Origin of the sequence: Actinoplanes derwentensis (assembly GCF_900104725.1) — a bacterium.
Classification (GTDB): Bacteria; Actinomycetota; Actinomycetes; order Mycobacteriales; family Micromonosporaceae; genus Actinoplanes; species Actinoplanes derwentensis.
Genome location: NZ_LT629758.1, coordinates 8065754 through 8077095, shown reverse-complemented (window position 1 = coordinate 8077095; position 11342 = coordinate 8065754). Strand labels below are relative to the sequence as shown.

The following is an 11342-nucleotide window of genomic DNA, read 5'->3' as shown; positions in this document are numbered from 1 at the left end:
TGCCAGCGCCAAGCTCGGGCCCGGTGCCAGCGCGAGGCCCAGGCCCAGCACCCGAGACAGCCTGAGCTTCTGCCTGCCCGAACCCGGGAACCGGCTGGAAGGACACCTGACCAGGCACTGAAACCGGCCCTCTCGGCACCGGCCCAGGAGCTTGCACCCCCGTGGCCCGTCCAGCCCCTTGCCCACCGGCAACCTGCCCAGGAACCCGCGCCGCAGCACGCCCGGCCCCCTGCCCGACCACCGGTACACCACTTTGACCAGCCAAAGGCACGAAGCCCTGACCAGCCGCAGGCGGAGAACCCTGACCAGGTGTGGATACCGAACCTTGACCAGGTGCGGACGTGGAACCCTGACCGGCCGACGGCACGAAGCCCTGATCCGTCCCTGGCCGGGAGGGCTGCTCCGCCGACGCACCAGGGCCTTGCGGCATGACCTGCCCCGAGGCATTCGCCGCCCCCGCCCCGAACGCTGAGGCCTGAGGCGCAGAGGTCGGCTCGGAGAAGTCCGGTGCCGGTGAGGTCTCCGGCCCGGCGGACGACGAAGCGGAGTTCCACCCCGTTCCGGGAGTCGGCGAAGCAGCGACCTGGCCAGGGTTTCCAGCAGACGCCGCCGGTGAATCCGAACCAGCCCGTGAACCCGAACCAGGCGAACCCTTCCATGGATCCGACCCAGGCGAACCCGCCCGTGAATCCGGCCCCGGCGAACCCGCCCGTGGAACCGACCCAGGCGAACCCACCCGCCCAAGATCCTGTGGCGTGGGACCCGAAGTCGGACCCGCTCCGGGCTGAGCGCCGGTGAACTGCACGGTGGCCGGGCGGCTCGGCGCGGAGAACGAGGGCCCCGCAGCCGGAAGATCAGCGCTAGCGGCCTGCTGACCGCCAGCGGAGAAGGCTCCAGCCCGGCCGGGCTGCTGGCCCAAGGATCCGGGATGCGGAGCGTTCACCGGCGCGTCGCTGGGTGGCGCGGCCGGTGCCGGTTGCGGCGACAACGGCACGGCGGATGATCCGGCCTGCCCGGATGACGCCGTCGGTCCGGACGCCGCAGGCCGCCCGGACGACCCGGCCTGCCCGGACACTGCGGGCTGCCCAAACGGCCCAGGCTGCCCAGATCGCGCCGTCAGAGCTGGCGACGCCGCTGGTCCAGACTCCGATGACGCCTGTGATGCCGCTGCAGTCTGTGGCCTCTGGGGTTTCGGTGGCGTCTGGGATGTCGGTTGGCCGGTCGCGGATGCCAGCGAGCGTGCCGCAGCGGACGGAACGGCGGCCTGGCCCGGCGTGGCGGACAAGGACTGCGCCAGGCCGGGCGGCACGGCCGACTGCCCGGGCGCCGAGGCCTGCGGGTTCGCGCCCGGTGGGACGTTCGCACTCCCGGGCGACGTGGGAGCAGCGGCGGATGGCTGCGGGGCGCCGGGTGGTGGGGCGGCTGACCGAGGGTCCGGCTGCTGCCAGGGGAACGGGCGACGTTCCTCACCCGTTGGTGGGGAAACCGTGGCACGACCGGCCGATGGCCCGGCGTCAGACGGTGGCGGCTCGCTATTGTCCGGAATATGAGGGTATGCCGGAGGTGAGGCCGGTGGGTCAGGCGCCCACTTACCCTCCACAGGGCCGGGTTGCGAACCCGACACGCCGTGTTCTTCCGGACCGTCATGTGAATCTTGCCTCGTCACACGCCCCTCCTCGCCCGTGGCGTCAGACTTAGGGGAGACTAGCGACATCCGGCACACCGTTGCGCGCGGATCCTGCGGGCCTGCTTCCACGCCTCGCTCCCGCCCAGCGAACCGGACTACTCAAGCGGGCAAGCAAAAGGGGAGCGCATAATGGATTTCGACGTCTTGGTTGAGATCCCCAAGGGGCAGCGCAACAAGTACGAGGTGGACCACAAGACCGGACGTATCCGGCTGGACCGGACCCTCTTCACCGCGACACAGTATCCCGCGGACTACGGCTTCATCGAGGGCACCCTGGGGCAGGACGGCGACCCGCTGGACGCTCTGGTGCTGATCCAGGAGCCGACGTTCCCTGGTTGCCTGGTCCGCGCCCGCGCGATCGGCATGTTCCGGATGAGCGACGAGAAGGGCCGCGACGACAAGGTCCTCTGCGTGCCGTTCGAGGACCCGCGTCAGGAGCACCTGCGCGACATTCACCACCTGGGCGAGTTCGACCGGATGGAGATCCAGCACTTCTTCACGGTCTACAAGGACCTGGAGCCGGGCAAGTCGGTCGAGGGCGCTACCTGGGTCGGCCGGATCGAGGCGGAAGCCGAGATCCGCGCCTCCTTCAAGCGCGCTGAGGCCGCCGAGGCCGAGGGAGAGCACTGACCGCTCGCTCCCGCAAGACCGCTGACGACCGCACCCGCGGGCCTCGTAAGGCCCGACGGGTGCGGTCGCTCGCATTAGGCGAGACATTTTTCACAACCGGACGAGCCGACCGGTAAAGACGACCGGGCCAGTCAGCGGGCAAAGACGACCGGCAGCCGGCAAGGAACCGCGACCGGGCCAGCCGGCGGGCGGGCGAACACCGTCGGACCAGCCGGTGGAAGACGCAGCCGTCAGCCGATGCCGGAGACGGCTCCATAGAGGCCGATCACGGCACAGGCGACCGGGATGACCGAGACGACCACCAGGGCGTCCACGACGTCGGCGGCCCGGCCGAGATAGGGCGACGGGGGCTTGTCGGCGTACTGCGCTCCGGCCGCGACGGTGATCAAAGCGACCGCGACCGCTCCGGCGATCACCGCGGGAAGGGCGCTGCCGGCGTCGGTGAGAAGGTCGAGTCCGAGGGCGGCACCGCCGGCCAGACCGGCGGTGAGCACCGGAACCCGATGCCGCCGGGAGACGAAGAGACGCGAGCGCAGCAGCAGCGAGGCCGCGCCGACGCCGAGCAGGGCCCGGGAGGCCCAGGAACCGTCGGTGGCGAGCACCGCGAAGGCCCCGACCGCTAGAACGGCGTGTCCCAGGAGCATTCCGGCGAGAAGCTCATCGGTACGGGTGACCGCGGCGAACACCGCCGCCCGCTGCGGGAGACGGCGCACCGAGTCACCGGTGCTCTGCCGGAACGGATCCTCGACGGTCGACGGCGCGTCGGTGCCGGGCGGCAGGCTGACCGGCGGCAGCGGGGTCCGCCCGAACCGGACCGCGAGCAGCGGCAGCACCCCGATCCCGCAGATCAGCACCGAGATCAGCACGGCGGCACCACCGGCCGCGTCGGTGAACAGCCCGGTGGCGGCGGTGAGCGCACCCAGCAGGCCGACCGTCGCGCCGGCCGTGAAGAACCGGGCCCCGGCCGCCACGCCCGCCCCGGCCAGTGCGGAGATCAAGAGGATCGCGACCGAGCCGGCGAGCAGTTCCGGGCCACCGAGCCAGGGCACCGGAGACAGCACACCACCCTTGTCGTACGACGTGACCAGGGTCGCTCCACCGGCGAACGCGTACGGCAGCGCATAACCACCGAGGGCCACCCCGGCCCGGCCGTCTCCGAACGCCCGGGACGCGACCGTCCCGATCAGGGCGAGCAGAACCGCCACGGCGAGCCCGGCGATGCCCGGCCAGTTGCCTTTGGCGCTGCTCGCGAGCAGGGCTGGCAGACCTAGGCCGAGTGGTACGGCGGCGGCGGCCAGTGAGGCGGTGCGGCTGGAGGCAGGGGTCCAGACTCCGCCGCGGCGGCGCGCGCCCTCGGCGATGGCCTCGACCACGTCGTCGTACTCCAGCTCCGGCCAGGATTCGCCGGCCGGGACCAGGTGAAGGACCTCGCCGTCGCGCACGCCCTGTGGGTGCAGGCCCTGGCCGGTGGCGAGAACCACACCGTCGCCGCGCCGCAGCACCCAGCCGCCGTGTCGCTCGCCTTCGTCGGCGAGTCCCTCACCGGCGTAGCGGAGCACCTCCGGCAGCAACTCGGCCAGCGGAACCTGCTCGGGAAGGGCCACGTCGACGCGACGTTGCGGCGCGCTGATCGTGACGCGGGCCAGACCGACGCTCACCTGGTAGTCCTTCCGGTTGTCCACAGCCTGCGAACGCGGGTTTATCCACATCAGCGGGCCCCGAGGCTGCGGGATCGACAGCACTTTACCTAGCATGAGCCCGGTCGTGCGGGCCCGAGAATGCCGGGGTCGCTGAGCTGGACAGCGTAGGGGGCGGAATGGGCACCGTGGTGGTCAAGCGGGCGGCCCGCAGGCCGGCACCCGAGATCCCGGCCGAGCAGTTGGTGGTCGAGCCGCCGCCGGAGATCCCGGAGGAGGTGGCCGGCGGCTGGAAGCAGTGGCTGATGGCGCTGCCGATGCTGGGCGGCACGCTGGCCATGGCGATGATGATGGGCCAGGGCCGGGGCGGCGCGTATTCGTACGTCATCGGTGGTCTTTTCGGGGTCTCCTCGCTGGCCATGATGATGACCTCGTTCGGTGCCTCGGGGGCGCCGCGTAAGGCCGAGATGATGTCCGCCCGCCGGGAGTACCTGCGGCATCTAGCCTCGCTGCGCAAACGGGTCCGGGAGACGGCCCGGCTGCAGCGGGTCGGGCTGCTCTACCGCCATCCCGATCCGGAGCGGCTCTGGTCGACGGTCGGCAGCCACCGGGTCTGGGAGCGCCGGGCCGGCGACCCGGACTTCGGTGTGGTGCGGGTGGGTGTCGGGCCGCAGACGCTGGCCACCCCGCTGATGCCGCCGGTGACCCGTCCGCTGGACGAGCTGGAGCCGATGACCGCGGGTGCGCTGCGCCGGTTCCTGGACGCCTATTCGGTGGTGCCGGATCTGCCGGTGGCGATGTCGCTGCGCGGTTTCTCCCGGATCTATGTGCGCGGTGACGCGCCGGGCGCGGAGGGCCCGCGGGCGCTGGTCCGGGCGGTGCTGACGCAGCTCGCCGTCTTCCACGCGCCGGACGATCTGGTGATCGCGGTCTGTGCCGGTCAGGACGCCCGATCACACTGGGAGTGGGTCAAGTGGCTGCCCCATGCCGGGCACCCGGGACGCAACGACGCGCTCGGCGCGGTCCGGCTGGTCGCGGGGGCCGAGCCGGAACTGGCCGAGATGCTCGAGGACGTGCTGGGCAACCGGCCCCGGTTCCATCCCGGTGAGAGCGCCGGCAGCACCCCGCACGTGCTGGTGGTGATCGACGGGGCGGAACCGGCCAACACGCGGCTGGACGACGCGCTGGACGGTCTTACCGTGCTCGACCTGGACACCGCGCCTCCTCGGCTGCTGGACCGGTCGGCGCTGGTGCTGGAGGTGCGCACCGACGGGGTGCTCGGCACCTGGACGATGGATCACGACAGCGAGGTGGGCCGGGCCGACGGGCTGACCGTCGCCGGGGCCGAGGCGGTGGCCCGGCGGCTGGCACCGCTGCGGCTGGCGGTCGCGGCCGATCCGGGCGGCTCGTCGACGGCGACCGAGACCGGTCTGCCCGAGCTGATCGGCATCGCCGACGCGGAGAGTTTCAGCGTCGCCAACGGCTGGCCGGCCCGCCCGGCCCGGGACATGCTGCGGGTGCCGATCGGGGTCAGCGGCGACGGGATGCCGGTCGAGCTGGACATCAAGGAGTCTGCGCAGGACGGCATGGGCCCGCACGGCCTGCTCATCGGCGCCACCGGTTCGGGTAAGTCGGAGCTGCTCAAGACGCTGGTGCTGGCGCTCGCGGCGACGCACTCGTCCGAGGTGCTGAACTTCATCCTGATCGACTTCAAGGGTGGCGCGGCCTTCGCCGCGATGGACCGGTTGCCGCACACCGCCGCGGTGGTCACCAACCTGGAGCACGCGCTGCCGCTGGTGGACCGGATGGCCGACGCGCTGGAGGGCGAGATGGCCCGCCGCCAGGAGGTGCTCTCCAAGGCGGGCAACTACGCCAGCTTGTACGACTACGAGCGCGCCCGTGCCGGTGGTGCCCCACTGGCGCCGCTGCCGACGCTGTTCATCGTCTGTGACGAGTTCACCGAGATGCTGAAGGAGAAGCAGGACTTCATCGAGATCTTCCTGCAGATCGGCCGGCTGGGGCGGTCACTCGGGGTGCACCTGCTGCTGGCCAGCCAGCGGCTGGAGGACGGCCGGCTGCGCGGGCTGGACACCCACCTGTCGTACCGGATCGGTCTGCGCACGTTCTCGGCCCTGGAATCGCGGGCGGTCCTCGGTGTGCCGGACGCGTACGAGCTGCCCAAGGCCCCCGGTAACGGCTATCTGAAGTTCGGCACCGAGCCGCTGACCCGGTTCAAGGCGGCGTACGTGAGCGGGTCGATCCGCCGGTCCGGGCCGTCCGGCACGCGGGTGCAGCACCACGGCCCTCGGGTGCTGCCCTGGTCCACTCAGCATGTGCCGGTGCAGGCCGCCGCGCCCGAGCCGCAGCCGGTGGCCAAACAGGAGGACGGTCCGAAGCTCGCCGACGTGATGGTGGACCGGATCGTCGGGCAGGGGCCGCCGGCTCACCAGGTGTGGCTGCCGCCGCTGGAGGATTCGTCCGCGCTGGACGAGTTGCTCGGCCCGGTCGGTGTGATGGCGGGCCGAGGGCTGACCTTCACCAACCCGTCGGTGCACAACCGGCTCCAGGTGCCGATCGCGATCGTCGACAAGCCCCGTGAGCAGTTGCGGGACGTGATGTGGCTGCACCTGGCCGGTGCGGCCGGGCACGTGGCGGTGGTCGGCGGCACGCTGAGCGGCAAGTCGACGGCGCTGCGGACGCTGATCTGTGGTCTGGCGCTCACCCACACCCCGGCCGAGGTGCAGATCTACTGCATGGACTTCGGTGGTGGATCGCTCGGCACGCTGCGCGACCTGCCGCACGTGGGCGGGGTGTTCTCCCGGCTGGATACCGAGGGCATCCGTCGGACAGCCGGCGAGATGATCACCCTGCTGGCCGAGCGGGAGGCCCGGTTCGCCGAGCTCGGGGTGGACTCGATGGCGTCGTACCGGAGCCGGCGCGCGGGTGGCAACGATCCGTTCGGTGACGTGTTCCTGGTGATCGACGGGTGGAGCACGATCCGGAAGGAGTTCGACGAGCTGGAGCCGGTCCTGACCGACCTGGCCACCCGGGGTCTGTCGTACGGCATCCATCTGGTGGCCGCCTCCTCCCGCTGGATGGACTTCCGGTCCGGTGTCCGGGACCTCTTCGGCTCCCGGCTGGAGCTGCGGCTGGGCGACCCGACCGACTCGGTCATCAACCACCGGGCGGCGAAGGACGTGCCCGAGAACGCACCGGGCCGCGGCATGATCGTGCATCCCACCAACCGGGCCAAGGGTCTGCACCTGCTCACGGTCCGGCCCGAGATCAGCTCGCTCGGCGACACCGCGGGCCTGGTCAAGGCGATCGCCGCGGCGTGGGAGGGCCAGCCGGCCCCGCGAGTCCGGCTGCTGCCGCCGTCGGTGCCCTACACCGCGCTCAACGCGGAGCGCGGCAGTGGGCTGCGTATCCCGATCGGTATCGCCGAGGCGAACCTGCAGCCGGTCGAGATCGACTTCGCCAGCGACCCGCACTTCCTGCTCTTCGGGGACGCCGAGTCCGGCAAGTCGTCGTTCCTGCGCTCGGTGGCCACCACGCTGACCAACCGGTTCCAGCCGGAGGAGTGCCGGATCATCCTGGTCGACTACCGGCGCAGTCTGATCGACATTCCACAGACCGAACACCGGATCGGGTACGGCATGCAGGCCGAGCCCGCACTTCAGCTGATCCAGTCGGCGGCCGCCTACATGGAGCGCCGTCTGCCCGGGCCCGACGTCACCGCCCGGCAACTGCGGGACCGCTCGTGGTGGACCGGCCCGGAACTGTTCGTGCTGGTCGACGACTACGACCTGGTCGTCTCCGGGCCGACGAACCCGCTCACGCCGCTGGTCAACTACCTGGCCCAGGCCCGGGACATCGGGTTGCACCTGGTGTTGACCCGCCGGTCCGGTGGCGCGAGCCGGGCCCTCTTCGAGCCGGTCATCCAGAAACTGCGGGAGCTGTCCATGCCCGGTCTGGTGATGTCCGGTTCACCGGAGGAGGGTGCGCTCATCGGAAACATCAAACCGATACCGCTACCACCGGGTCGTGGCCGCCTGATCACGCGGCGTGAAGGCACCCGCCTGATCCAGCTGGCCCATCAGCCACCGTTTCAGGATTCCGGAAAATGAACAGACACCCGGTGCGATTGGGCGTGAAGGATCGCAGCGACACGCCGGTGTTGGGGAGTAATCTCCCTCCATCGACTGACCGACTCGACTGACCGATTTGACGTGACTGGCCGATGTGACTCGACTGACTCGTCTCAGATCGACCGGCTGGCTCAGATCGACCGACCGACTCAGAATGGGCGACGCCGACCGTGAGCAGTGTGAGCAACGAAGCTCGGCCGGGCAGGCCGCGATGGGCGGCGCCTGTCGGCGGTGTCCGGTGCTGAGTCACCGTGTTCCGAGCCGTGTTCCCGGCAGCGGTTCGAGCCGTGTTCCGGGCAGCGGTTCGAGCCGTGTTCCGGGCAGCGGTCTGACCCGGCCCGGGCAGCGGCTCGGGGTGGCCACCCTGACCTGCCTGATCGCCTTCGGGGTGCCGGCCTCGGCCGCGTCCGCCCAGCCGTTGACCGCGCCGATCAGCCTCACCGGTGACTCGGTCCGCAACGACCAGTGGCAGTTGGGGGCGCTCAACCTGCCCGGGGCGTGGGGCTACGCGGACGGCACCGGTGTCACGGTCGCGGTCATCGACTCGGGTGTGGACGCCCACCACGTCGATCTGGAGGGCCAGGTGCTGCCCGGCACCGACCTGGTCGACAAGGGCGGTAACGGCACGAGCGACCCGGTCGGCCACGGCACCTCGGTCTCGGCGATCATCGCGGGCCGGGCCGACGACACGCTCGGTGTCGTCGGGATCGCCCCGAAAGCCAAGATCCTGCCGGTGCGGGTCCTCGACGAGGAGAACCGCTACGACGACGCCCTGATCGTCGCCAGGGGCGTGCGCTGGGCGGTCGACAACGGTGCCAAGGTGGTGAACCTGTCCCTCGGTGGCAGCGGTTCCAGCCCCGCGCTGGCCGCCGCCATCGACTACGCGTTCGCCCGGGACGTCGTGGTCGTCGCCTGCACCGGCAACTCGACCGGCACGTCCACCACGCAGACCACGAAGGTCGGGGTGTGGTACCCGGCTCGCGAACCCGGGGTGATCGCGGTCGGTGGCCTGCAACGCGACGGTGAGGAACTCTGGACCGGCTCGATCCGCGGCAAGGAGACCGTGGTGACCGCGCCGGCGACCGAACTGGTCGGTGCCCGCCCCGGTGGGTACTGGCGGGTCCAGGGCACCAGCTTCGCCGCACCGATGGTGTCGGCGACCGCGGCCCTGATCAGGTCCCGCTGGCCCGACATGCCCGCCGGTGAGGTCGTCAACCGCATCATCAAAACCGCTCAGGACCGGGGTGCGCCCGGCCGGGACGCCGAGTTCGGTTTCGGCATGATCGATCCGGTGGGGGCACTCACCGCCGACGTGCCCTACAGCGCGGCCAATCCGCTCGACAACACTCCGCCGGCCGGGGTGGCCCGGTTCGGTAGTGCGCCCGCCTCCGGTCAGGCCGCCGCGCCGGACGAGACCGTCAAGCCGGAGAACGACACCGAGAAGGTCCCCGGCGGCAACGTCGGCGGCTGGGCCGCACCGGACAAACAGCCGACCACGGAATCCGGTGTGCCGGTGGCCCGCTGGATCGCGATCCTGCTGCTGGCCCTGTCCGCGATAGCAGCCGCGGTCACCATCCGCCGTTTCGCCGCCACCACGAACTGACCCTCACCCCGATCCCCGCCCACCCCGCCCCGGGTCTCCTCGGCCGGCGCGACCAGACGAGGGCAGCCTGGCGCTACCAAGGCGACGGGTAGCCGACGCGCGGCGTTGCCGGACCGCAGTCGGGCCGGCGCTGACGAGCGAGCGTTCGGGAGCTTTCGGGGTCGAGGTGCGAGTGCCTTTTCGGTGTGGTGCCTTCGGGTTCGATTCGCACCCCAAGTCACCACACGTCTGGGCCGGGGAACTCACCAGGCGAGGCCGGGTCGGGGCTGGCGCCGCCGAGCGAGGGGTAGCCGGTGCGGGGCGCCTCCGCCCGGCGGTCGGGCGTCGGCCCCTGCGCCGCGCGGACCTCTCGTGGTGCCACGGGCGGGGTGGCTTGTGGTTGTGAGGCCGTGGTGCGTACCAGAAACGGTCTTGAAGTTTGCTCGGACGCCCTGGGTCTGGTGGGTTAGGCGCACTCGCCGGTTCGGACGGTTCGGGTGTTGGCTCGGCCGGTGGCGGCTACTCCGGAGGCCTCGTCGGCGGTCAGGGCGAAGCCGACGTATTTGTCGTCGGCGGCGGCCGCGAAGATCACGCCGATCACGTTGCCGGACGGGTCGATCAGGGGGCCGCCGGAGTTGCCGCTGCGGACCAGGGACTTGATCGTGTAGATCTCGCGGGTCACGTCACCGGACTCGTAGATGTCCGGGCCGGTGATGCGGCTCATGTCGCGGATGCGGGCGGACTGGGCGTCGTAGGGGCCGTCCTGCGGGTAGCCGAGGACGATCGCGTTGGCGCCGCTCGCGGCCTGTTTCGCGACGAACTCCATGACCGGGGCGCGCAGGCCGGGCACGTAGAGGACGGCCAGGTCGCGCTTCGGGTCGTAGACGACGACGCGGGCCTCCAGCTGACGGTCGCCGCTCTCCACCACCACCTCGCGGGTTCCGGCGACCACGTGCGCGTTGGTCATCACGCGCTCGCGGGCGTAGACGAAACCGGTGCCCTCGATACGGCGGGAGCAGCTGGGGGCGGAGCCGAGGATCTTCAGGACCGAGCTGCGTGAGTCCTTGACCACCTTCGAACCGGCAAGTGCCGGGTCGGGGGCGGCGACCTCGCGGGCCTGGGTGCGGGCCAGACCGCCGAAGACGTCGGGGAAACCGTTGGTGTCGATGGTGTCGCGCAGACCGGACGAGAGGGCGCGCACCTCGTCGGGGATCAGCTCGGTGACGCCACCGAGGATGGCGCTGTCCCGGACCGCGGCGTTGATCGCGGGGAACGGCGTCGACCCGAACGGCACCGCCACCAGCCAGGACGCGAACAGCACGGCGATCACCGAGACGAGCGCGCCACCGGCGTCGTCCAGGTATTGCAGGGGCCGGCTCTCGATGACCTGCCGCAGGTTGGTGCCGAGCCACCCGGCCAGGGTCTGCCCGAGCACCGCGAGCACGAGGATGACACCGAGCGCGACGACGAGCCGTACCGTGCCGTTCTCGAACTGGCGGGCGAGCAGCGGGCCGAGCTGGAGGCCGATCAGCACACCGCTGAAGAACCCACCGAGCGACAGCGCGCCGATGACGAAGCCCTGGCGATATCCGCTGATCGCGAACAGCACCATGAGCAGGATCAGGAGTACATCGACCACGGGCACTCACTCAGCGTAG

At 71.1% G+C, this 11342-nt stretch carries 5 protein-coding genes; 3 read left to right on the top strand and 2 right to left on the bottom strand.

Annotated elements, in window-relative coordinates; all coding sequences use genetic code 11:
- Positions 1 to 1816: 1816 nt before the first annotated feature.
- Positions 1817 to 2317 (top strand): inorganic diphosphatase, encoded by a 501-nt coding sequence (locus tag BLU81_RS35835; RefSeq protein WP_092551590.1) that lies wholly within the window; start codon positions 1817 to 1819, stop codon positions 2315 to 2317.
- Positions 2318 to 2547: 230 nt separating this feature from the next.
- Here the strand turns inward: BLU81_RS35835 and eccD are convergent, their stop codons facing one another.
- Entirely contained in the window at positions 2548 to 3975 is a 1428-nt protein-coding gene (gene eccD, locus BLU81_RS35830) for a type VII secretion integral membrane protein EccD (RefSeq protein ID WP_092558109.1), read from the bottom strand.
- 158 nt (positions 3976 to 4133) lie between these two features.
- Here eccD and eccCa point away from each other — a divergent pair, with 158 nt between their 5' ends.
- Both eccCa and mycP read left to right on the top strand, forming a co-directional pair.
- Positions 4134 to 8081 (top strand): type VII secretion protein EccCa, encoded by a 3948-nt coding sequence (gene eccCa, locus BLU81_RS35825; RefSeq protein WP_092551587.1) that lies wholly within the window; start codon positions 4134 to 4136, stop codon positions 8079 to 8081.
- Positions 8082 to 8340: 259 nt separating this feature from the next.
- Positions 8341 to 9705 carry a type VII secretion-associated serine protease mycosin gene (gene mycP, locus BLU81_RS35820; RefSeq protein WP_373873269.1) on the top strand — a complete coding sequence of 455 codons (1365 nt, stop codon included), beginning with the start codon at positions 8341 to 8343 and terminating at the stop codon, positions 9703 to 9705.
- A gap of 445 nt (positions 9706 to 10150) precedes the next feature.
- On the opposite strand, the gene BLU81_RS35815 is transcribed toward mycP, so the two are convergent.
- Complete coding sequence (locus BLU81_RS35815) at positions 10151 to 11329, bottom strand: MarP family serine protease (protein WP_092551584.1); 1179 nt, start codon at positions 11327 to 11329, stop codon at positions 10151 to 10153.
- Positions 11330 to 11342: the final 13 nt, after the last annotated feature.